15 protein-coding genes are annotated in these 24216 nt (G+C 50.1%); 12 read left to right on the forward strand and 3 right to left on the reverse strand.

The window, feature by feature from the left end; genetic code table 11:
- Window positions 1–13: 13 nt before the first annotated feature.
- Both ASG81_RS23630 and ASG81_RS23635 read left to right on the forward strand, forming a co-directional pair.
- Window positions 14–1249, forward strand: a complete 1236-nt coding sequence (locus ASG81_RS23630; RefSeq protein WP_162255062.1) for an alpha-L-fucosidase — start codon at window positions 14–16, stop codon at window positions 1247–1249.
- Between the two features lie 32 nt (window positions 1250–1281).
- A complete protein-coding gene (locus tag ASG81_RS23635; RefSeq protein ID WP_056640104.1) occupies window positions 1282–2574 on the forward strand; it encodes a glycoside hydrolase family 125 protein in 1293 nt (430 codons plus the stop codon).
- Window positions 2575–2707: 133 nt separating this feature from the next.
- Here the strand turns inward: ASG81_RS23635 and ASG81_RS23640 are convergent, their stop codons facing one another.
- Together ASG81_RS23640 and ASG81_RS23645 are read right to left on the reverse strand one after the other, a co-directional pair.
- Complete coding sequence (locus ASG81_RS23640) at window positions 2708–3583, reverse strand: IS3 family transposase (protein WP_155971844.1); 876 nt, start codon at window positions 3581–3583, stop codon at window positions 2708–2710.
- A complete protein-coding gene (locus ASG81_RS23645; protein ID WP_056640112.1) occupies window positions 3580–3897 on the reverse strand; it encodes a transposase in 318 nt (105 codons plus the stop codon). Before ASG81_RS23645 ends, ASG81_RS23640 begins: the two co-directional genes overlap by 4 nt.
- A gap of 447 nt (window positions 3898–4344) precedes the next feature.
- Here ASG81_RS23645 and ASG81_RS23650 point away from each other — a divergent pair, with 447 nt between their 5' ends.
- The 10 genes from ASG81_RS23650 to ASG81_RS23695 all read left to right on the forward strand — a co-directional run bounded on the left by ASG81_RS23650 (window position 4345) and on the right by ASG81_RS23695 (window position 22433).
- Entirely contained in the window at window positions 4345–5358 is a 1014-nt protein-coding gene (locus ASG81_RS23650) for an asparaginase (RefSeq protein WP_056640115.1), read from the forward strand.
- A gap of 42 nt (window positions 5359–5400) precedes the next feature.
- Window positions 5401–5646, forward strand: coding sequence for a hypothetical protein (locus ASG81_RS23655; RefSeq protein WP_056640119.1), 246 nt, complete (start codon window positions 5401–5403; stop codon window positions 5644–5646).
- A gap of 134 nt (window positions 5647–5780) precedes the next feature.
- Window positions 5781–7196 (forward strand): alpha-L-fucosidase, encoded by a 1416-nt coding sequence (locus ASG81_RS23660; RefSeq protein ID WP_056640122.1) that lies wholly within the window; start codon window positions 5781–5783, stop codon window positions 7194–7196.
- 163 nt (window positions 7197–7359) lie between these two features.
- A complete protein-coding gene (locus ASG81_RS23665) occupies window positions 7360–9573 on the forward strand; it encodes a helix-turn-helix domain-containing protein (protein ID WP_235549010.1) in 2214 nt (737 codons plus the stop codon).
- Between the two features lie 306 nt (window positions 9574–9879).
- Window positions 9880–10848 carry an ABC transporter permease gene (locus ASG81_RS23670; protein ID WP_056640129.1) on the forward strand — a complete coding sequence of 323 codons (969 nt, stop codon included), beginning with the start codon at window positions 9880–9882 and terminating at the stop codon, window positions 10846–10848.
- A gap of 16 nt (window positions 10849–10864) precedes the next feature.
- Window positions 10865–11764 (forward strand): carbohydrate ABC transporter permease, encoded by a 900-nt coding sequence (locus tag ASG81_RS23675; protein WP_056640132.1) that lies wholly within the window; start codon window positions 10865–10867, stop codon window positions 11762–11764.
- A 110-nt stretch (window positions 11765–11874) separates the two neighbouring features.
- Window positions 11875–13524, forward strand: a complete 1650-nt coding sequence (locus ASG81_RS23680; protein ID WP_327205188.1) for an ABC transporter substrate-binding protein — start codon at window positions 11875–11877, stop codon at window positions 13522–13524.
- 83 nt (window positions 13525–13607) lie between these two features.
- A complete protein-coding gene (locus ASG81_RS23685) occupies window positions 13608–15929 on the forward strand; it encodes a glycoside hydrolase family 3 N-terminal domain-containing protein (RefSeq protein WP_056640135.1) in 2322 nt (773 codons plus the stop codon).
- Window positions 15917–19063: an alpha-mannosidase gene (locus ASG81_RS23690; protein WP_056640138.1), complete on the forward strand. Its 3147-nt coding sequence runs from the start codon at window positions 15917–15919 to the stop codon at window positions 19061–19063. The genes ASG81_RS23685 and ASG81_RS23690 overlap by 13 nt, the downstream gene beginning before the upstream one ends.
- Window positions 19064–19334: 271 nt before the next feature.
- Window positions 19335–22433 (forward strand): S-layer homology domain-containing protein, encoded by a 3099-nt coding sequence (locus tag ASG81_RS23695; RefSeq protein WP_056640142.1) that lies wholly within the window; start codon window positions 19335–19337, stop codon window positions 22431–22433.
- 500 nt (window positions 22434–22933) lie between these two features.
- Here ASG81_RS23695 and ASG81_RS23700 read toward each other — a convergent pair whose 3' ends face one another.
- Window positions 22934–24022, reverse strand: coding sequence for a LysM peptidoglycan-binding domain-containing protein (locus ASG81_RS23700; protein WP_056640145.1), 1089 nt, complete (start codon window positions 24020–24022; stop codon window positions 22934–22936).
- Window positions 24023–24216: the final 194 nt, after the last annotated feature.

Genomic DNA, 24216 nt, shown 5'->3' on the forward strand with positions numbered 1-24216 from the left:
GGAGCGGAATGCGTTGACGGAGCAACTTTTAGCGAGGCCAAGTAAGCAGCAATTGGCTTGGCAGGATTTGGAGCTGGGCATGTTTTGCCACTTCGGCTTGAACACGTTTTGCGACCGCGAATGGGGAGAAGGGAGTGATTCCCCGGGAGTGTTTAATCCGGCGGCGCTTGACGCCAGGCAGTGGGTAACGACGGCCAAGCTCGCAGGCTTCAACTACTTCATGCTGACAGCCAAACATCATGACGGCTTTTGTTTGTGGCCGACGAAGACAACCGATTATTCGGTCAAGTCGAGCCCTTGGCGAAACGGGCAAGGAGATGTCGTGCGGGAATGCGCCGATGCTTGCCGTGAGGAAGGGCTGCGCTTTGGCATCTATATTTCCCCTTGGGATAGGCATGATCCGTGTTATCCGGATGAGGCGGCGTATAACGAAGTCTATTGCGCGCAGTTAACGGAGCTTCTAACCGGATACGGGCCGCTTGTGGAAGTCTGGTTCGATGGCGCAGGCTCTGAAGGAAGGCAGTATGATTGGCCGCGTATTATGGGTCTCGTGAAGCAGTATCAGCCGGATGCCATGGTGTTTAATATGGGGGCGCCGACGGTGCGCTGGGTAGGCAATGAGGACGGCGAAGCTCCTTATCCGTGTTGGAATGCGGCGGAAGCGGCGAGAGTGAGCATGTTCACGAACGACATGACGGCATGGCTGCCGGAAACGCCGGAGTGGGTGCCTGCCGAATGCCCGGTCCCGATACGCGGCAATCATTGGTTCTGGCACCCGAACGATGAGACGCCGCTGCGTTCCCTGGAGGAGCTGATCGGCCTGTACGAGCGCTCTGTCGGTCACGGGGCGACGCTGCTGCTGAATGTTGCGCCGGATAACAAGGGCCTGTTCCTGGAAGAAGAGGTTCAGCGCGTGATCGAGCTGGGAGACGAAATACAAAGAAGATATGCGAGCCCTCTCGCGAAGAGCAGCGGCGGACGTTCGGTATCGATTCATTTGAAGCGGGAAGAAGACATTCATCGAATGGTCATCATGGAGCAGATCGAGCACGGTGAAAGAGTGCGGAGCTACGTTGTGGAAGCGGAACGCGAAGGAGATTGGATCGAGATCGCAAGAGGCAGCGCAATCGGTCATAAGAAGATTGATTCACTGACGGTGCCGATTCGGGCCTCGAATATTCGCTTAACCATATTGGAAAGCGTCGGCGAGCCGCATATTCGTTCTTTTTCCGTTTATAACAGTCTATAAAACGACTAAATTGATGCAGAGAGGTGACTGATATGCAATTATCAAAAGCTGTTCAACAATGTATCGAGCAAGCGGCAAACGAGCTGGCTGATAACCCGAAGCTGCTGCGTATGTTCAAGCAATGCTTCCCGAATACGCTGGAGACGACGACCCGCTTGATGGAAGACGGCTCAACTTTTGTTTTTACCGGCGACATTCCGGCAATGTGGCTGCGCGATTCCAGCGCTCAAGTAAGGCATTACCTGCCGCTTGCCGCGCAGGATCAAGAGCTGCAGCGCGTGATCGAAGGATTGGTCAAACGCCAGCTTAAGTATATTCAAATTGATCCGTACGCGAATGCTTTTAATGAAGAAGACAATGACAACCGTTACGAGGATGATTTAACGGAGTTGAATCCGTGGGTTTGGGAGCGGAAGTACGAAGTCGATTCGCTTTGCTATCCGATTCAGCTTAGCTACTTATATTGGAAGCAGACGGGAATTACTGCTTTATTCGACGATATGTTTTTGGAGACAATGAAGACGATTATCCGCCTATGGCGTACGGAGCAGAGACATTTTGAACAATCGCCTTACCGCTTCGCAAGGACGACAGGCCCGAAAACCGATACGCTGCGCAACAATAGAATGGGCATGCCGGTCAATTACACGGGAATGACATGGTCCGGCTTTCGGCCAAGTGACGACGCATGTACGTTCGGCTATTTAATTCCGGGAAACATGTTCGCTTGCGTCGTGCTCGGTTATATGGAAGAAATTGCGGACCGGATTTATGGAGATGAGCAGGTAAAGAACGAGGCGGGAATTTTAAAAGAAGAGATCGATTACGGCATCCGTACGTACGGTATTTACCGGCATCCGGAATTCGGAGAAATGTTTGCTTATGAAACCGACGGCTTCGGCAATTACAACCTGATGGATGATGCGAACGTGCCGAGCCTGCTTTCGATCCCTTATCTCGGTTACGCAGACAAGGATGATCCTATTTATATCAATACGAGAAAATTTATTTTGAGCAAGCACAATCCTTATTATTATGAGGGCAGTCATGCTAAGGGGATCGGCAGTCCGCATACTCCGAAACATTATATTTGGCACATAAGCCTATCAATGCAGGCTTTAACGTCTTCAGATAACGAGGAAATCGCTGAAATTGTTCGGACTTTAACGAGCACTGATGCAGATACCGGATACATGCACGAGGGTTTTCATGTTAATGATCCGAACGAGTATACGAGGCCTTGGTTTGCTTGGGCGAACAGCCTTTTCGCGGAGCTGGTCTATAAGCTGATACGGGAGCAGCGTATTAAGGAGCGAGTTTACTAGCGTTGCGTGAAATATGGCATGAGCGGTTTCATGCAAAACTTGTTAGCGCTACGCCGCTGGGAGGGAGAGAAGAGAGGAGTAGAGAAAGAAATGGACCTCTGTCAAGAAAGTAGACACAGCTTTAGATGATTTATCAAGCACTTTTCTTCTTTTGAAAAAGCGCGGCAAAGCGAACCGGCGATAAATAGCCGAGTGCGCCATGGATCCGTTTGCGGTTATAAAAGAATTCAATATACTGGAAGATTTCATCATACGCTTGCTTCTTCGTCTTAAATGTTGTGCAGTAAACCAGCTCTTTTTTAATAATACTGTGAAAAGACTCAATACAAGCGTTATCATAGCAATTACCTTTACGGCTCATACTGGCTTTCATTTTATACGTGGATAGCTTATTTCGGTAATCTCCAGATGCATACTGTGAACCACGGTCAGAGTGGTGGATAAGTCCCTTCTTTGGTTTTTTGGCGGCGTATGCGTCTTCTAAACCGCCAATAACCAATTCCACGGTCATCCGGTCACCAAGCCTCCAGCCTACAATTTCGCGCGTACAAAGGTCTAGAATACTGGCTAGGTAGAGTCGGCCTTCACGGCAAGGAATGTAGGTAATATCCGCTACCCATACCTTGTTTGGCTCCTTAGTAGCAAACTTCTGGTTCAGAATGTTGGGGGCGATCGGCTGGTCATGATTGGAATCGGTTGTTGTCACTCTGAATTTACGTGAGACACAGGAACGCAAGCCCAGTTCATTCATGTATTTGCTTACCGTACGCTCGCATGTTTCCATGCCTTCTAAGTTCAGCATATGTGTTATTTTGGGGCTACCGTACCGTCCTTTATTATCGTAGAAGTGATACGTGATTCGCTCGATTACCGCTACTTTATGAAGCTCCTGCTCGCTAGGTGTAGCGTGCTTCCATTTGTAATAACCGCTCCGGGAAACGCCCATGACTTTGCACATCTTCTCCACTCGAAACTCGGAGCGATGATCTTCGATAAACTGGAACCTCAGTTCTTTGCTTTGCTGAAGATGTGCAGTGCCTTTTTTAAAATCGCCATCTCTTCTTGAAGATCAGCTAGTGCGCGATCTTTCTGCTGATTCTCACGTTCTTTTTCTTTCAGTAGCTGCTCTAATTGACGGACTTTCTCTGGATTGGCTAGAGATTCATTCTCGAATTGCCGATACTTGGCTAACCATTGGTGAATGGTACCCGCAGATATATTCAGTTCCGCAGCAATCTCCGGTACAGTCTTAGTCTGCTCCTGAATGTACTTCACGGTCTGTCTCTTAAACTCTTCATTAAATCGTTGACGTTTTTCTCCCATGAATGGACACCTCATTTCTCATTAAGTAAATTATCTTGCTTCGCTTAACGAGTGTCCACTTTTTATTCTAGCTTCAAAATTTTCTCTATTCTTGCTGTAGGTGGTCGTATAGGGGAAATAGAGAAAGAATTTTTCTCTATTTCGTCAGAAGCAGCTTGACGGCGGCCAGCTGGCAATAGCGCTTCGAAGCGCGATGGCTTGCCGGTTATTGATCGTACGAGCCTGGCTTGTGAAGCGCATAGGGCTTTCGACCGTACGAGCCTGGCTTATGAAGCGCTGCGGGCTTTCGACCGTACAAGCACGCTATGCCGATGCAGCGTATGGTCCGAGCAATTCTGATTATACAATTTTGCCAACGTATACCGTTTGGATGAGTTAGCGCAGTTCAGCGCTAATATGAGCTCATTTAGTCTAGTTTTATTGGAATGTGAAAGGAGGCATGCTCATATGGAGTCCGCTGTCAGGCTGGCCGAGCAGTATCGCGGAGGACGGCTGGAGAACATTCATTTCGGACATATTTGCGGCGTGGATGAAAAAGGCGAGGTCATTTTTAGCGCAGGAGATCCGGATTGGGTTGCCTTCATGCGCTCTTCGGCAAAGCCGTTTCAGGCGATCCCCGCGTTTATGCATGGCATCCCGGAGACATATCGTTTCACGGATAAGGAGAAGACGATAATGATGGCCTCGCATCGCGCGGAAGCCTATCATGTGGAGGCGCTTCAATCGATACTGGATAAGCTCGGCTTAAACGAGGATCAGCTCATTTGTTCGCAGACGTATCCGCTCAGCCCGCAGGCGCGCGATGAATTGCTTGCCGGGCATAAGCCAAAGCGGCGGATTTACCATAACTGCTCGGGGAAGCATCTCGGCATTTTAGCGCTAAGCAAAGGGAAGGGTTATCTGCTGGAGGGTTATGGAGAGCCGGAGCATCCGGCTCAAGCGGAGGTGCTGGATATCGTCGCTTATATGTCGGACTATCCGGCAGCGGATATTCATATAAGCGTTGATGGCTGCGGCTTTCCTGTATATGCATTGCCGCTTAAGCAAATCGCCGGCATGTATCTGAAATTGGCTTGCCCCGATCTGATCGGCAGAGCCGAGGTGAGAAGCGCTGCGAGCGAGGTGTCCCGATTAATGAACGACCATTATGAAATGGTGTCAGCCCCCTGGTTCATCTGCTCGACATTGCTAAGAGATCCGAATATCGTGGCCAAAGGCGGGGCGAAGGGCATTTATTGCTTTGGTCTTCGAAAGGAGCGAATCGCATTCGCTTTGAAGGTATTGGACGGCTCGGAGGAGCCATGGCCCATTATTGTCGCATCGATTTTGGAGCAGATCGGCTTTGACAATCAGGATACGATCGACCGCATGTATGCGCTGACGCCGAGGGAGCTTCGCAATGACAGCGGGCGGACGGTCGGAGAAAATAAAGCGGTGTTCAAGCTCCATAGGAACGGGTAAAGCGAAACGTCAAAAGTGAAACGGGTAAGAGAAATGGGTAAAATGAAACGTGAAAGAGCGAAATCGGAAAAACGAAACGTGAAAAGGCTGTGTCTTGTCAATCAAGGCATAGCCTTTTATTTTGCAGCTGATCAGGCTCCGCTCATTTTTTCTGCCATCATCTTGCCGGAGCATGCTCCATTAGCCATAAAGCATGAGCTTCAGTGTAAGAAAACTGCGCTTTTTTCGAAAAATGCAATCTTTAAGAAAAAAGAGTACTTTGCAGCTCCCGCCTTTACAAAGCATTAACGAAAAAGGGGATTTTGTTGGAAAGATGGCAATTGCGAGCGCTTGAGCTTTTATATTATACATGAAGGAGATTAGGACAACAGCCAATGGCTGGGCAAATGAATTTTTCGCGATCATAGAGGAGGAGCACAACAATGAGCAACCTGGAGACGCAGCTGCATGAGGAGAATCATCCGGAACAAGAAGCAAACGAAGTGGAAAACGGCGTACATAATTTCAGCAGCGAGGAAGACTGGGTAAAGCCGGAGGATCCGCTTATTCTTGAACGGCTCGAATGGTTTAAGGATCAGAAGCTCGGCATTATGATGCATTGGGGGCCTTATTCGCAGCTTGGACTCGTAGAATCGTGGGCGCTCAGCGACGAAGACGGTGATTGGTCCCGCGACGGCATTGATTGGGGCGTTGACAGCGAGGAGCTAAAGCGCCAATATTTTGGCTTAAACAAGACGTTTAATCCCGTCCGGCTGCAGCCGGAGCTATGGGCAGAGTTGGCTGCAGAAGGCGGCTTCAAATATTTGATATTCACGACAAAGCATCATGACGGATTCTGCATGTGGGATACGCATACGACGGATTACCGGAGTACCGGACCGGATACGCCTTTCCATACGCATAAGTACGCAGATATTTGCAAAAATGTGTTCGATGCCTTCCGGGACAAGGGACTGGCCATTTCAGCTTACTTCTCTAAGGCCGATTGGCACACGCCTTATTATTGGGCGCCGGGAATGGAGCGCGGAACGTTTACTTGGCGCGGTCCTTCGTACGATCCGAAGCAATATCCATGGCTGTGGGAGAAGTTCGTACAGTTCACGCACGAGCAAATGATGGAGCTGCTGACTAAGTATGGACGCATCGACGTGCTGTGGCTCGATGCCGGCTGGGTGAGAGACGGCGGCAGAGTGCCTCAGGATATTCGCTTGGGCGAACTGGTCGATCGCGCGCGCGAAACGCAGCCTTGGCTGCTGTCGGCAGACAGAACGGTCGGCGGTCCATACGAAAATATCGTAACGCCGGAACAGACGATTCCGGACGGACCGATGAGCGTGCCGTGGGAAAGCTGTATTACGCTCGGCACCTCCTTCTCCTTCCGTTACGAGGACAAGTACAAATCGCTGCGCCAGGTGGTGCGTATTCTGATGGAGGTCGTCGCCAAGGGCGGAAACCTTGCGCTTAATGTAGGCCCGCAGCCGGATGGAAGGCTTCCAGAGGGAGCAATTGCCACGATTAAGGAATTGGGCGCTTGGATGAAAACATACGGCGAGGCCGTTTATGGAACGAGAATCTGTGCTCCGTACTTTACCGGCGGCTTTGCGTTCACCCGAAAGGAAGACCGCGTGTACGCCTCCTATTTGTATCCTTCCGGGAATACGGCGGTCGAACAGCAAGTTGTCATTCCGTATCTTGAATCAGTTGCGCGTGTCGAGCTGGTCGGTACAGACGAAAGCCTGCCGTTCGAGAGGACGGAGTCGGGCTTAATCGTTCAGCTACCGCCATCCGAGTATGCGTGCAAGGCGCCTGTGGCGCATGTGTTCCGGCTGCTTGCGTAATTAACCAGTTAACGGGCAAGCCGATTGAAACTGACGTTCTTTTCGCGGGCGTCAGTTTTTTGGATATCCAAATAGGAAAATTATGTATCTTGTCCTGCTCATTTGGATAGAGTACGCTTACAAGATAGATAAATAAGGGGAAGGGGATACAAGGTTGAACAAAATGTGGTTTCGCCGTTTGTTGTTATCGTATCTACCGGTCTTTTTTATCGTGACGATGATTTTGTTTGTCGTATTTTTCCAAACCTTAAATGAACAAAATCGTAGAGAAGCGATAAAAGCAAACGATTTCTTGGCGCAGCAGGTCATTCTCTTTACGGATAATTCATTGAAGGCAATCGATTATCAGGTTGTTCGGGAAATATTGACGAATCCAGATATCAGCCGTTTTTTTAGCAGAGACGGCATGGATGTGGCTGCTAACATACAAGCGCTAAAAGTGATGGATGAATTGAAATTCAATTATCCGATAATTGATTCGATATATTTTGTACGCTTCAAGGACGGTTATATTTTTGGGGATGTCCCCAGATCGAGCGAGGATTTTCAGGATCAATCGTTTATTCAGCAATATGCGGAGCAAGCAAGCGGGGCAAAGTGGACGGGGGAGCGGAAATATAAAGCATTCTCCGATTCCGACGTCGATGCCCAAAATGTCATTACCTTAGTAAGAGCGGCGCCGTACAATATGGGCGTTAAGCAAGGCTATTTTGTCGTGAACGTCAGCTTGGCCAAGCTGCGGGATACGGTTGGCCGGATGTATAACTCCGATAGAAGCTTTGTCAGCATGATTGACAACGAAGGCCGTAATTTGCTCGGGGATGAAATAGATCCGCTGGCTACGGGCCCCGTATTATCGAAATATACGTCTCCGTATACAGGCTGGGAGATTAATAGCGGCATTTTGGACAAGAACGGATTGAAATTGGTGCTCACCTTCTATAATGTGTGGGTCGTATTCGCGATTGCCGTCGTTGTGTTCGGTATTTTATGGGTTATTTACGTGACGAAACGGAATTATAAGCCGATTCAGCAGCTCGTGTCGCTCATTCAGACTTATTCGTCGAAGAGCGAGGGAACGGGAGCGGCGTCCGAAAGCGAATTTATTTTTATTCAAAACACGCTTGAAAACTTAATGAGCGAGACGAAGCAGTATCAGCAGCAGTTCCGGGAAAAGCTTATTTTGCAAAAAAAATATCATTTTCATCAGGTGCTCGAGGGAGCTGTGCAATTAAGCGATGAAGCCTGGATTTCCGAGCTTCGCAGCTATGATTTGGACGTAACGGGAAAAATATCGACCGTTCACGTCATTGAAATCGATGACTATTCCGCATTTACGGATATTTATAATCAACGGGATCAATCGCTGCTGAAATTTACGTTATACAGCGTCATCCATGAGACGGCCAAAAATCTTGGCGTCGCCGTTTGGGCGGAATGGACGACCGAGCGCCGGGTATCCTTCATCCTATGGCTGCCGCCAGAGGCGGATGCGATGGAAAAAAATGAGGTCATTATTCAGGAGTGCCGAAGCTGGATTGAACAAAATGTCAGCTTTAATATAACGATCGGGCGCGGAGAACCGGCGAATACGCTGGAGGAGCTGCGGGGCTCTTACGAAATGGCGAATTATTGCTTGCAATACAAAGCTGTACTGGGCAGCAACCGGGTCATTGCCATGGAAGATACGATAAGACCGCAGAAAGAAATTCAGGAGTATTTCAAAACCATTTATTTGCTCTCCCAGTCACTGCGCCTTGCCGAAAATGACTGGCTGAAGCATTTAAACGTGTTTTTCGATCAAATCAGGGATTCGCTTTTGCCTCGCAAAGAGATTGAGAGTCTTCTGCAGTTTTTCGTCCATCATTTGGAGGGCGAGGTACTCGAATTGTCGAAGGAATACCGCAATATTTGGCGGGCCGTTCAGACGGATTTACGCGAATTAGCGAAGCGGTGGGATAATCTCGATGATCTTCAGCAGGGCTGCAGCAGCATTTTCGCGATGATGAACGAGAAGATGCAGATGCAGCGGGATTCGCATAGCAACAAAGCTCTTATTATTGAAATACGGACGTACATTGAAGAAAATTATGCCAACTCCGAGCTGTCGCTCGATTTTCTGAGCATGAAGTTCCAGGTGAATTCCAAATATTTGAGTAAAATGTTCAAGGAGGAGTTTGGAGAAAATTTCGTCGATTTTCTAATCGGCCTCCGAATTGATAATGCGAAGCAGATGCTTCTGGAAACACAAAAGCCGATGCAGGAAATCAGCAACGAGGTTGGCTATTATAATTACAATTCCTTCAACCGCGCCTTTAAAAATGTCGTCGGCCTGTCTCCGCGGGACTTTCGGAAGCAGCTTGGGGAAGTCAATTAAATGCTGGTAGATTGATTTGCTAAAGAGTCTTGAGAGCGCGGCGTTTCGCGTTCTTGAGGCTCTTTTTGGCGATGCGGCAGGGAGCATTTGGAATGCAACCATCGTTAAGGGAATTATGTAGCGTTTGTGAAAAATGCATGAATCGGCGTAACTGCTGCGTTTTGCGCCTATTTAGAAAAAGGTGAGGTGCAGGAATCTTACGAATTGATGAAGTTTTCGTAAACGGGCTAGAATCGGGTTATGGGCAGGACACAACCGGATCATGCATTACGAGCTTCGTTAAATTGCTGCAAAGGAGAGCTGCGAATGAATCATGCACAGGTGAACGCGTTAGAGAAGAAGGAGCTTCACGACCTACCATTCAAAAGTAAGCTTACGACGTGGAAAAAAATAACGAGACACTGGGAATTGTACTTTTTGGTTCTTCTGCCAGTCCTCTATTTAATTGTTTTCAAATATGTGCCGATGATCGGCGTGCAGATCGCTTTTAAAGATTTTAATGTCGTGCAGGGCATTTGGGGCAGCAAGTGGGCCGGGCTTAAGCACTTTGAAACGTTTTTTACTTCTCCAAACTTTTGGCTGATTATTAAGAACACGCTGGGAGTCAGCTTCTATTCGCTGCTTGCAGGCTTTCCGATTCCGATCCTGCTTGCTCTTGCTTTGAATGAAGTGCGAACGGGCAAATTTAAAAAATCGGTGCAAATGGTCACTTATGCGCCGCATTTTATTTCTACCGTCGTGATGGTTTCGATCATTATGCTGATGCTTACGCCGCATGTCGGCGTCATCGACAGAATTTTTTCTTTCTTTGGCTGGGAAATGACCAACTTCATGGGTGTCCCGGAATTTTTCAAATCCATTTATGTATGGTCCGGCGTTTGGCAGGAAATGGGCTATGCTTCCATTATATATATTGCGGCGCTCGCCGGCGTCGATCCTTCGCTGTACGAGGCTGCCAGAGTAGACGGCGCTTCCAGATGGAAGAAGATTATTCATATCGATCTACCGTCGCTTCTCCCGATCGTAGTTATCATGCTGATTCTAAGCTTGGGAAGCATCATGGGCGTCGGCTTTGAGAAAATATATTTGATGCAAAATCCGCTCAATTTAAGCTCCTCCGAGGTTATATCCACTTATGTGTACAAAGTGGGTCTCGTCGGCGCGAATTTCAGCTTCTCATCGGCGGTCGGCTTGTTCAACTCCGTCATCAATTTGGTTTTGCTATTGACGGTTAATTTCTTCGCGAAGAAAATTTCGGAAACAAGTTTATGGTAGGGGAGGAATGATAAACATGATAGCGGCAAAAAAAATTAAGGAACCGTTTGGCGACCGGCTGTTTTTGCTGGGCATTTATATCTTTTTGACTCTGCTTATGCTGGCCGTTCTGTACCCGCTCCTCTATATTGTCAGTTCTTCTTTAAGCTCGCCTAGAGCTGTCGTATCGGGGCAAGTATGGCTGCTGCCCGTGGAGTTCAGCCTAAAAGCGTACAAATCGATCTTTAACAGCTCGCAGCTTATGTACGGATACTACAACACCGTCATATACACTGTTTTCGGTACGTTGATCAATTTAATATTCACCGTGCTGCTTGCTTATCCGTTATCGGTCAAAAGCTTTTACGGCCGTAATCTTGTCATGATTCTCATGATGATTACGATGTTTTTCAGCGGCGGGCTCATTCCTACCTATCTTCTCGTGAAAGATTTGGACATGCTGGACACACGCTGGGCGATGTGGCTGCCGGGAGCTTTCTCGGTATTTCAGGTGATCGTGGCGCGGACATTTTTTCAATCTTCCATTCCAAGCGAATTGTCTGAAGCGGCGCAAATCGACGGCTGCAGAGATACAAGGTACCTGCTCAGCATCGTGCTGCCATTGTCAAAGCCGATTCTCGCCGTCATGACCCTCATGTATGCGGTGGGCCACTGGAACGCATACTTTGACGCTCTCATTTATTTAAGATCGGAGAATCTGTTCCCGCTTCAATACGTGCTGCGAAACCTGCTTATTCTAAATGCGTCAGATCCGGAAATGCTCGCGAACACCGCACAGAAGATGCGGGAGCAAGGGTTCGAGCAGGCGCTGAAATATGCATTGATCGTCGTCGCTTCGGTGCCGGTGCTTATTATGTATCCGTTCGTGCAGAAGCATTTCGTGAAAGGTGTCATGATCGGGTCATTGAAAGGTTAGGGGGATTTTCATTTATACTAAGGGAGGTGATGCGGCGAGCCTGAAGCGCGCGGGTAGGCTTTTTAAGCAGGAAGCGATGTTTGTTTAACTACCATTTAGGAGGGGTCCAATTGAAAAAAACATTTTTCAGCATGCTTGCACTCGTCATAAGCCTTACATTGGTATTGTCTGCTTGCGGTAAAAGCAGCGAGGGTAACCGTACAAATACGAACGCCGGGGAGAAAAATACAACCGAAGAAGCGGGACCGGTTACGATGACATTTTTTGCTCCGCAAGGCAAAGCCCCCTTGGAAGACAACAGCTATACGAAGCACGTAGAGGAAAAATTCAATGTCAAAATAAAATGGGATCTCGCTCCTGCGGACGCGCTGACGGACCGCCGTCAATTGCTGCTGGCAAGCGGCGACTATCCGGAAGTATTTCTGGAGGGTAAATTCTCGCACACGGATGTGCTGACCTACAGCAAGCAAGGCGTGTTTCTTCCGCTAGATGATTTGATTGAAAAATATGCGCCGAACATCAAAGCGATGATGGAGAAAAAACCGTATTTCAAAGATGCGATGACGGCGACTGACGGTAAAATTTACGCGATTCCGCGTTTGAATGAATGCTACCACTGTACATTTTCGCAAAAGTTTTGGATGAACCAGGAATGGCTGGATAAGGTGGGCCTGCCGGTGCCAACAACGACGGATGAGCTGTATACCGTATTGAAGGCGTTCAAGGAAAAAGACCCGAACGGAAACGGCAAAGCCGATGAAATTCCGCTCACAGGCGCTCCGAACAAAAACGTATGGAACGGAAACATCGATGCATACTTAATGAACTCGTTTATTTATAACGATAACAGCAAATATTTGATTTTGAACGATGGCAAGGTTGACTTTGTCGCTAATCAGGAGGGCTGGAAGCAGGGCCTCATCTTTATGAACAAGCTTTATAAGGAAGGCTTGATCGATTCGGCTTCATTTACGCAAAATGACCAAGCGATCGGTCAGCTCGGCAATCGCGAGGGCGATGAGCTTGTTGGTTCGATTACGACAGCGCTTCTCAGCTACCTCGTTGATCCGTATGATAAGAAGAAAACCAGACATAAGCACTGGACTATTGTTCCGCCGCTTAAAGGACCGGAAGGCGTACAGCTGGCCGGAGCTTCGCAAGGGATCAGTGAGTTTCAGTTCGCGATCACGAACAAGGCGTCCGAGGCACAGCAAATTGCCGCAATCAAAATTGCCGATTATGCATTCAGCGAGGAAGGCGCGCTGCTTAGCGAATGGGGAACGGAGGAAGGAAAAGGCTGGAAATTAGCTGAGACAATCGAGAAAAATATTGACGGAAAGCCTGCCAAGTACACTACAGCCGGACTGCCGGAGCCAGATCCAAATGTAATCCGCAACGACAGCTGGTCGCTGATGGGGCCGAAGGATTTGTCGAAGGAGCTGCGCGACCTGTTTGCCGTAGGCCAGGACCCGCTTTCTTCTGATGGTTACGAAACGCGGCTTGCGCAAGCTACTAACGCATTTGCCCCTTATTCGCCTAAAGAAATTTACCCGTCCGGCGTCTTTATTCGTCCGGAGGACACCGATGCCGCTGCGCAATTGACGACATCGATTCAAGACTATGTAACAACCAACATGGCTCAATTCATTATCGGCAGCAAAGACATCCAGAAGGATTGGGATGCTTACGTGAAAGGCTTCGACGGCTTGAACCTTGCTAAGTATATTGAGATTTACGGCAATGCGATCAAAAAAGAATAGAACGGTTTAACAGCGGGCAGGAAGTATAACCTTCGGGTTTACTTCCTGCTGCTATATACGGACCATGATAAGGAGAGCCATCCATGAGCTATAAGAATTCGTCGCTGCCGGTCCCGGAACGTGTAGAGCATTTATTGAAGGCTATGTCATTGAATGAGAAAATCGGCCAGCTGCTGCAACCGTTTGGCTGGAAAACATATACAAAGGAAAATGGAACAGTCTCCCTATCGGAAGAGTTCCAAGAGCAAGTGAAAAATGGCGGCGTCGGTTCGCTATACGGCGTGCTTCGCGCCGATCCTTGGACGGAGGTTACGCTTGCGAACGGCCTCTCGCCCGAAGAAGGGGCGAGGGCGGTTAACGATATTCAGCGCTATGTGATCGAGCATTCGCGGCTCGGCATTCCGATCCTGTTCGGCGAGGAATGCTCGCATGGGCATATGGCGATCGGCGCGACCGTTTTTCCGGTCCCGTTATCCGTAGGCAGCACATGGAACGTCGATTTGTACCGCGAAATGTGCCGGGCCATTGCTTTGGAGACGAGAAGCCAAGGCGGAGCGGCTACCTATTCGCCCGTGCTCGACGTCGTGCGCGATCCGCGCTGGGGCCGAACGGAGGAATGCTTCGCCGAGGATCCTTATTTGATCGGCGAGCTGGCGGTTGCGGCAGTAGAAGGGCTGCAAGGAGAACGGCTGGATGCCGAGGACAGCGTGATTGCAACGCTTAAGCACTTCGTTGCCTATGGCAGTTCCGAGGGCGGACGCAATGCGGGCCCGGTCCATATGGGCATGCGCGAGCTGCATGAATCGGATTTGCTTCCTTTCCGCAAAGGAGTGGAGGCGGGAGCGCTTTCCGTAATGACCGCCTACAATGAAATTGACGGCATCCCATGCACTTCGAATGCTTATTTATTAAAGGAGCTGCTGCGTGAGAAGTGGGGCTTTGACGGCTTTGTCATTACGGATTGCGGCGCGATCAATATGCTGGCATGGGGGCATGACGTAGCCGAGAACGGCGAGCATGCGGCAGTGCTGGCACTGAAAGCCGGCGTCGATATGGAAATGTCGGGCGAAATGTTCGGCAAGCATCTGGAGTCGGCAGTAGAGCGCCAATTGCTTGAAGAAAGCGTGCTGGACGATGCAGTCAGACGCATATTAAGCATTAAATTTAAGCTTGGGCTGTTTGAAAATCCATACGTCGATCCGGCAAAGGCGGCTGAGGTGATCGGCTGCTCCAAGCATGTCCGGCTCGCCAGACAAATCGCGCAGGAGGGCATCGTGCTGCTGAAAAATGCGGAGCAAACGCTGCCGTTAAAGAAGGATGCTGCACGTAAAATAGCTGTAATCGGCCCAAATGCGAACCATATGTATAATCAATTAGGGGATTACACCTCGCCTCAGCAGCGCAGCCAGATCGTTACGCTGCTGGACGGCATCCGCAATAAGCTGGGGAGCGGTGCCGATGAGCAAGTGCTGCATGCGCCAGGCTGCCGCATAAAAGGCGATTCCAGGGAAGGCTTCGGGCAAGCGCTTGCTTGCGCCGAGCAGGCGGACGTAGTCATTATGGCGATCGGCGGATCAAGCGCGCGGGATTTTGGCGAAGGCGCCATTGATCTGCGGACAGGCGCATCGGTTGTCACCGGGCACGCATGGAGCGATATGGAATGCGGTGAAGGGATCGACCGCGCAGGACTTGAACTGCTTGGCGTTCAACTGGAGCTCGTCCAGGAAATTTATAAATTAGGAAAGCCGGTCATCGTCTTCTATATGAACGGTCGTCCGATTGTCGAGCCATGGATTGACGAGCATGCTCACGCGATCATCGAGGCGTGGTACCCCGGGCAAGAGGGCGGCAACGCGATTGCCGATATTTTGTTCGGCGATGTGAATCCTTCCGGCCGTCTCACGATTTCCGTGCCGAAGCATGTGGGTCAGCTGCCTGTCTATTACAACGGCAAAAGAAGCAGAGGCAAGCGGTATTTGGAGATGGACAATAAGCCGCAGTATCCTTTTGGCTACGGGCTTAGCTATACCGAATTCCGTTATGGCGGCTTGCAGGTTTTTCCGCAGCAAATCGATCCGGGCGAAGAGGCCTCCGTTCAAATCGAGGTGACGAATGTTGGTTATGCAGCAGGCTCGGAAGTCGTGCAGCTGTATGTGACGGATAAGGTCAGCTCGGTAACGCGGCCGAATAAGGAGCTGAAGGGCTTCCGCAAGGTGCATATCGAACCGGGCGAGACAAAGACGGTTAAATTTACGTTGTCGCGGGAGCATTTGCAGCTTATCGGCCACCATTATGAGCCTGTCGTAGAGGCCGGGGAATTCGTCATTATGGTAGGAAGAAATGCCGAGGATTATATAAGCGCGAATCTAACGGTTCGGGATGAGGGGCAGACATGCATAGAATAAACCGTTTTTTGAAGAAGCTGGAGAGCTTGCAGTGGAAGGAGACTATTCCGCTCCCCGAATGGGAAATGAGAAAAGCCCGCTATATCGTACCGGGCGTCTATGAATACGAGACTGAGGATTACTTCGTTCAGACGATGGACCCTTTGAACAGCACGCAGGGCGTAACCTATTTTTTGCGGAAGCAGCTTGAAATTCCTTGTGCTTGGCATTCTGATCCTATCGGCCTGATCGTGGAAGGTGGGGGCGAAGGCATGCTAAAGGTAAACGGCGTTCCGTATCACGGCGTAGACCGCAACCACTCCTTCGTTCCGCTGCATCTGGATGGCGTAGGGCTTAATCCCTATATTGAAATCGAGCTGTATGATCCGATTCCGGAGCCGGCCGATCCGTTAAATGCGCAAGCGACGATCAATCCGCCTATTTCCTATATCCGCATTAAGCTTGTCCGGGTCAATAAGCCGCTGCAAAGCCTTCTATATAGTGTTCAAGCGGCCTATGAATCTGTGCTGCTGCTGCCAGAGCAGGATTTAAAAAGGCTGCGGATCAGGGATGCCTTGTACGAAACGATGGATGAGACCGAGCGGCAATTGGATATCGGGAGTATAGAAGGTGATTGGCTGCACATATTGGAGAACCGGCTTGCCAAGCTGGTCAAAGCGTTCGCCCCTGCGCCAGGTGCGAACGGCACGATGCATATGATTGGGCAATCTCATATCGACATCGCGTGGCTATGGCCCGTGCGGGAAACTGTCCGCAAGGTGAGCAGGACCTTTTCCACGATGAATACGCTGATGAAGGAATATCCGGATTTCGTTTATACGCAGAGCCAGCCGCTGCTGTATGCTTTCGCAAAGGAGCATTATCCCGAGCTCTATGAGCAAATTAAGCAAAGAGTTGCCGAAGGCCGCTGGGAGCTGGTTGGCGGCATGTGGGTCGAACCGGATTTGAACATTCCGAGCGGGGAATCGCTTGTGCGGCAAATGTTGTACGGACAGCTCTTTTATAAAGAGGAATTCGGCAAAACCTCCAACATCGAATGGCTGCCCGATACGTTTGGCTATTGCGCATCGCTGCCGCAGCTATTGAAGCTGGCAGGCGTCGATTATTTTATGACGACCAAGCTGAACTGGAATGACACAAATGTATTTCCTTATGATTTGTTCCACTGGGTAGGCATCGACGGCTCGTCTGTCATATCGTATTTGAATCATGGCTTGAACGAGCATACGAAGCCGAAGGACATCCATGAGCATTGGCAAGCTTACCGGCACAAAGACAAGCTGGATGAGCTGATGCTGCTGTACGGCCATGGCGACGGCGGGGGCGGCGTTACAAGAGAAATGGTAGAGCTTGTAGAACGCTCTGCCATGATGGTCGATTTGCCTGACAGCCATTTCAGCACGGCGGCCGAGTTTTTCGGGCGTGTCCGGGAGCGGCGGCAAACACTTCCGGAGTGGCATGGCGATTTATATTTGGAGCTGCACCGGGGCACCTATACGACGCATGCGCGCAATAAGCGGAGCAACCGGAAAGCCGAGGTGCTGTACCGGGAGGCGGAAATTTGGAGCGGCTTGGCCGGGAACGTCTTCGAGGCTGGCCAGGCGGAGAAGGTGCAGGCAGCGCTTCGCGAGGGCTGGAAGCTCATTTTGCTGAACCAGTTCCATGACATTATTCCGGGTACGGCTATTCCGGAAACGTACGTTACGTCTGCGGAAGAGTACGGGCAGGTGTTCAAGCTTGGCAATGATTGCCTGAAGCAATCGCTGGCGGCACTCGCAGGGAGCGCAGCTGCGCAAGGCGAAGGCATTTCATTCCTTGTATTCAACAGCCTGGGCTGGACAAGAAATGAAATCGTATATATCGGCGTTAATGAAGAGCAGGGGCATTTTGCGGCATTCGATCAGGATGGCGCGCGGTTGAAAAGCGATTTGATGAGGGATGGGGCTGAATCCGGTAAATTGACTTTGGCAGTAAGCGTGAAGAGCATTCCAGCCTTCGGCTATACGACCATTTGGCTGAGAGCGTCACAGCAAGCTGAGATGGGGACGGCTTATCCGGCGAAGCTGGACGACAAATGGGAAACGCCGCATTACGTTATCGAATTTAATAAAGCAGGCGAAATCATACGCTGGTACGATAAGTCTGCAGGTCGCGAGCTGATTTCGGCAGGGGAGAAAGCGAATGAATTTCAGCTTTTCTTCGATAAACCGTTATCCTGGGATGCGTGGGATATCGATCCCAGATTTGAAGCGCAGCGGGCAGGCTCCGTCCGGCTGCTTAGCAAGGAGGCTGTCGTCCAAGGGAACGCGCAGGACGTGCTGCGGTTTAAGTGGCAGCTGAGCCGTTCCGTCATCGTGCAGCATATTATTTTTTACCATGATCAGAAGCGCGTCGATTTTAAAACCACCGTCGATTGGCAGGAAGAGCATAAGCTGTTGAAGGTCGCTTTTCCAGTCGATATTGTTGCCGGCAAGGCAACCTATGAAATTCCGTTTGGCGCACTGGAGAGGCCGACGCATACGAATACGAGCTGGGAGCAGGCGCAATATGAGGTCTGCGGCCACCGCTTTGCGGATTTATCCGAGGGCAATTACGGAGTAAGCCTGCTGAATGATTGCAAATACGGCTACGACATTAAAGGCAGCACGATTAGGCTCTCTTTACTGCGTGCCCCAAGATGGCCGGATTTGACAGCGGATCAAGGCGAACACGAATTTACGTATTCGCTGTATCCTCACGAGCAGGATTGGCGAAGCGGCCATGTCGTGCGCAGCGCGCTTGAGCTTAACCATCCGGTGCGGGTGGCGGAAGGCCGGGCTGGGGCTGCCGCCGAAGCGGATCGGCTAGGAGGACAAGGCAGCATGCTGCCTTCCCGGCTTGAGCTGGTGCCGTTTGAGAGCAAGCATGTCATTCTGGATACGATAAAGGCCGCCGAGCGGGGCGAGGGAATGATTTTCCGGTTATATGAATCGGCTGGAGGACGGGAGCAGGTTACGCTCCGTCTGCCGGGGGATGCAAAGGAAGCGTTTATCATCAATTTATTGGAGGAGGAGCTGCAGCGGCTGGAGATTCTGAATGGGGCTGTGCAACTGAGCTTTAAGCCTTTTGAAATCATAAGCGTTCGCGCGCAATAATGTAAGGCCGAGAAGGGTAGTTGGCGAGTACGGAAATAGGGAACAATCTCGTATGAGTATGAACAAGCAGGATCTTACGGGTGCCGCTTGTATAGGAGGAAGGCTTTCACGGAGACCACCGCGGTGGTCTCTTTATTTTGCGGCTGGGAACCGTGCTGGAATTTGAAGGAAGATTTCTGAGTGAATTATCATTTTATCACCCCCCTTATATCTTTGGACAGGTCCGATTTTTATAATTGAAGTGGATAAATTTAGCAAGAGAGGAGCCAGGATGAGAAAATTATTGATTGCAGCAGCCGCGATTATCGCCCTCGCATCATTGCCGTGCACGGGAGTCGGCGCAACGACGGCGGATTTTAAAGACGTGCCGGATACAAGCCCCTATTTCGCTTATATACGCGACTTGAAGACGCTTGGCATAGCGGACGGAATCGCCGAAGGGATTTACGGTCCAAAACAGACGCTGACCCGTGCCCAGTTTGCCAAATTTGTCTCTGTCGCTTTTCAGCTGAAGGACCAAGGAGGACTGGCGCCCTTCCCGGATATCCGGGATCACTGGGCAGCCGCCTACATACGCGCCGCCTATCAGGCAGGCATCGTTAACGGCACTTCCGATACGACTTTTTCACCTAATGAGCCGGTCAAACGCGAAGAAGCCTCGGTTATGGTATGGCGGCATGCCAAAAAACAGGGTCTCGCTCCGGGCGGCGCGCTGAATTTCAGCGATAAGCCGGATACCTGGGCGATAGAAGGAATCAACGGCATTATTGCTCACGGCTGGTACGGTTCGGACATTACCCAGGATTCCGGCGTGTGGTCGTACCGGCCGCAGGACGCGATGACCCGCGAGGAAGCAGCCGCCTTAATCGACCTGTCGATGAAAGAGGTTCCCGGCAGCCTGCCTTCGGCCGCGGTTCCGGCGGACGGCGTTACATCCGGCCTGCCTTCGGGAAGCGTTCCGTACGGAAGCATGGCGATACTGAGCGCCGCAAAGCCGGGCGTGACGATCTACTACACTACGGATGGCAGCGATCCCCGGACATCGTCCACCCGCAGGCCGTACACTTCGCCCATTCCGGTACTAGGAGGGCTTCAGTTGAAGACGTGCGCGGTATACCATCCCGTTTCCGGCAAAACGGAAGTCAGCGGCGTTTCCATATACGAGTATGAGGTCGGGGCCGTATCGCCGCCTGGGCCGTCCGTAGGCCTTTACGACCCGCTCGAAAGCTTCAAACTGATGACGAACCGCGAGAATATGTATATCGCTACGACCCGTCCCGCTTACTTCGGCAGCGATGCGAAACGGATGGCGCGAACGTCGACGGCGCCGGGAAGCATCGTTTACCATACGAAATACGATATCGCTTCTGTGCTATTTTACAGCTACTTTTTTACCGGAATTGAGCTGGAAAAGAGCAAGATGTTCGCCTCGGCGGACGGAAAAACGTATCAGGAAATACCGATTAAAGCCTATCCGGTCGGCAATCCTTCGGGTGATTGGCAGCAGTACGCTTATGAAGCTTCTTCGCTGCCGGCAGGGATGCGTTATTTGAAAATCGAGCTGCACGGAGCCGCCAAATCCTGGTCGCCACAGCTTTCCAGGGTATCGATCAATCGAAGCACCGCTTCCGTCGACGTCAAGTTGGTCCGAAACGCCGAATCGCTTCAGGTCGAGCTGTCTTCGGCGACCCAAGGGGCCCGAATCTATTACCGCAAGGACAACGCTCCTGCGTTTCAGCTCTACACCGGGCCGTTCCAGCTTACGGGGTACAGCGTGCTCGAAACCTATGCCGTGAAAGACGGCCTGGAACCGAGTCCCATCCGCAAAACCAAGCTCAACGGGAGCAGCGATATTTTGGTCGACAGGTTCGGTCAGATGGTTGCCGCGGGTTTTCAGAAGGTGACGAGCGAGCAGGAGCTCAAAGCGGATGCCCAGGCCGATGCTTCCTATTACGGCAGCCTGAAGCCGCCGGCTGATCTGGACCGTTACGGCGGATTGGCAGGCAGCGCGGCCAAATACGGCCTGAAAGGCACTGGCTACTTCGCGATTCAGCAGCTTGGCGGCCGGAAGGTGATGAAGACGCCAAGCGGCAACATTTTCTTCAGCCTGGGCATGAACGGAATAAGTCCCCATGAAACCTATACGATGGTCAAGGGCCGAGAGCAGCAGTTTGAATCGATCCCTCCCTACGAGGGAACGTACGAACCTGCTTTCATCTCGCCCGATCACAGCAGTTTCTCGTTCTATATGGCGAATAAATACAGGAAAACGGGAACGTTTCCGACGGAGAGCTCCTTCTATACGGAAGCGGTCGTGCGGCTGAAAAAATGGGGCTTTAACAGCGCGGGGGGCTTTTCGCCCGAGAAATTCGGCAATGAGAACCAATTCCCTTACACGCGGATGCTTCCGCTGGACATGGACTCAGCGAGGCTGGACGGGATTTCGATCTTCGATATTTTCGCACCTGACGCCGCGGCCAAGATTGATAAGGCGTTTGCCAAAGCGCTGCCGCCGAACAAGAACGACCCGATGCTGATCGGCTATTTCATCGGCAACGAATACGATTTTCACAAATTTTATTCAAACGTGCCGAAGCTGAAGGCCAGCTCCGCCGCCATTAAAGGCCGTCTGGTCAAAATGCTGAAGGATAAATACCAGACCATCGATATGTTCAACCGGAACTGGGGCACAAGCTTTACCTCGTTTAACGACCTGCTTGAAGCGGAGCTTCCGGTGAAAACGTCGCAGTCCTGGGCGGATATGGATACGTTTTTCCGGTATTACCTCGATACGTTCTATGGAACGGTTTCGCGGCTGCACCATAAATACGATCCGAACCACCTGTTGCTCGGGGATCGCTGGATCACGACCTCCTTTCACAATGCGAAGTTCCGCGACGTGTTGGCGGAGGTCGAAGGAAAATATTCCGATGTGATCAGCATTAACTATTACTCCTATAAAATCGAGGCCGATCTCCTGAAGGACGTCTATACGAAATCGGGCGGCAGACCGATTCTGTTAAGCGAATTCGGCTACGGCACGGCGGAGCAGGGGCTGCAGCCTCTTCTGCCCAATGCGGCCGTGAACCAGTTCCAGAGAGGCATGCGCTACCGCAATTACGTGGAGGGAGTCGCGAGTCTCGGCTATGTCGTGGGTGCCCATTTGTTCAATTATGTGGATCAAGCCCCTCTCGGCCGATATTGGCAAGGAATTGGCGAATGGGCGGAACGCTATAATTCGGGCGTCCTCAACGTCACAGACCGTCCGTATAAGTCCTACCTGTCCGGCGTCATGCAGACGAACTACGATATCTACAAGGTCCTTCTCGGGGAACGGCCAAAGTTCTATTACGATTTCAGCAAAAAATAAGGCGTGATGCGCAGAAAGACCGCCAGATTAGGCGGTCTTTCTGCGTCTTTAATTTATCCGCTTTATAAAATCCGAAATGATTAGCCCCATTTAATTCCAACTGCATTAACAGAATCGTAACGATACCGATACAAATCTGACTAAACGGAAGATGGGTGTCTTAGCGCCGCTTCGCTGCTTCAATCGCTTAACTTTGCAGACGTTAGTTGAATAACACATGGATGAGCAGGCTGCGGTGGCCTGCTCTTTTTACTAACGGGACATGATAGCAATAACACGAGAAAACGGGCAGGATACTTTAACTACTGTCTCCAATCCTTTTTTGGTGAAAGTATCATAAAAATCATTAGTGGAGTCACAATACACTGGTAAATCATGGTCAGTGATTTACGCTCTAAATAAAAAGTACATCTCAGACACACACCTGCATATTTTCATGATACATCTCGATAATCTGAGGCTCCGCTATGGCGGAGCCTTTTCTGTCAGACTTCGTTGACCTAAGCTTTTGGAATTTTCAGCACCGTACCGGCTTTTACATCATCAATATTTACAATATGATTGTAACCCGCAATGAACATTACATATTTGTCGGAGCCGTAATAGATTTTGGAGATGGTGTAGAGCGTCTCGCCACTCTTTACGGTATGATCGGATGTCTCGTAATCGGTTAAAGTTTCTACTGCGCCATTTTCTTCATCCAGCTTATAATTTTTCAGGGACGGAATAAGGAGGTTGGTGCCTGCTTTCAAGCCTACATTTTTATCAAGCTTGTTTTCTTTCGCAATATAATCCACATATTCCGCCGATTTGTAAAACATTCTGGAAATTCCCGACAGAGTATCGCCTGCTTGGATCAGATAGGTAGCCGGCAAGTTAATTTTCGAATAGTCTTTGGTTCCCTGCTGACTGCCATCTATCGAGCTGGCTGTTGATGACAATACTGGGATCTTAAGCGTATCTCCGGCTTTCATATCATTAATAAACACGATATGGTTATACTCTGCAACCAGCGCATAATGCTCCTTAGATTGATAGAACTTCTCGGATATCAATCTTAGCGTATCGCCTTTTTGGACAACATAGGTGGTTGGAAGCTTCACCATTTTAGTAGGGGCTTCCGTTGATTTATTGCCATAATCCTTTTTTTCTTGCGTTGGTTGTTCTGTCTGTGCAGGCTTAGGAGTCTCCGTCGGCTTATCACCTTCTTTGACCGTTGTGTTGGATGCAGTAGGAGCAGGCTCTTCCGTCACATCATCGTATTCCTCTGTAGACGCTTGTTCCTCTTCAATGTCAAGGGTACTGGCGGGGATGGGGCCATCTGCTAATAGCTCGTTTCCGCTATTCCCATTATTAAGGGAATCCGAATCAGATGGCCCCCCAATTCTGTTCAGCCCACTGGCTCGCTCGGTATTCGAAGCAGCAAGCGGAAGCTTAGAATCAACTTTATTCGTATATTTGCCGTACAATACTCCGCAAATGCCAACAAGAATGATGACTATCGCCAGATAGATGATGAGATTTGTTTGCTTTAAAGATGCCAGGCGGCCTTTGGAAAGGTTGCTTCTGCGTGTGCTTCTCTTATTCAAAACGTAATCTTCTCCTTTGTTCCTCAACTTAATCCTATTCTATCGGACTTATTGAACCCTGTGGAATGGGCCTAAACAGCCAATTCATTAGTACCCAAAGTGCTCCGTATGTAATGGCGCTGTAGTGGCCTGCTCATTTTATTAAGCTAACGGGCAGAATTGTTTAATATTGATTATGGATTTTATGGTAAAAT

The organism is Paenibacillus sp. Soil522 (assembly GCF_001428245.1).
Taxonomy (GTDB): domain Bacteria; phylum Bacillota; class Bacilli; order Paenibacillales; family Paenibacillaceae; genus Pristimantibacillus.